Raw genomic sequence first — 510 nt, forward strand, 5'->3', positions numbered from 1 at the left:
GATGCCGGCTTCTCCCTGGCGCGCACCGATGCCGACGAGCCGGAGCGGTGCGCCATTCTGATCAGGCCTGCTTTCCTGCGCTTGGCGCATTTCGAGCGCAGCCTGTATTTCGGGACATCAGGCAGTGCAAACAGCGATCAATTTCAAGATAGCCTGCGGGTCAAAGATGCCATCCACTTTGCCGACGAACACACGCAGCGCGATGCCGGCAAACCCAATGACCTAGGCGTTGACTTGTCTGCGCTCTACCTCCGCCTTGCCGAGCAGATTGCCGCAAGTCGCGCGCATCGCCTCTGGACCGGACGCCCGACAAGCGACAACATCACATCGAACGCGCAGTTTCTGGATTTCGGCGGCTTTCGCGCAGTTCCCACCTGGAAGCGTGGCACCGATGGGCATCGTCACTTCTTCGGCGATGAGATGCGTGATGTTCGCCACTCGCTTCCCTCGCTTGCCTACTTCTTCAAGAAGTATTCCCGCTTTGACAAGGCAATCGCCAACATCGATCAG

At 59.0% G+C, this 510-nt stretch carries 1 pseudogene; it reads left to right on the plus strand.

Annotated features, from left to right (window positions below):
* A pseudogene (locus XpruCFBP8353_RS23115) lies at positions 1-510 on the plus strand (protein adenylyltransferase SelO family protein); the annotation flags it as partial.

This window comes from Xanthomonas prunicola, assembly GCF_002846205.1.
In the GTDB taxonomy this organism is placed as follows: domain Bacteria; phylum Pseudomonadota; class Gammaproteobacteria; order Xanthomonadales; family Xanthomonadaceae; genus Xanthomonas; species Xanthomonas prunicola.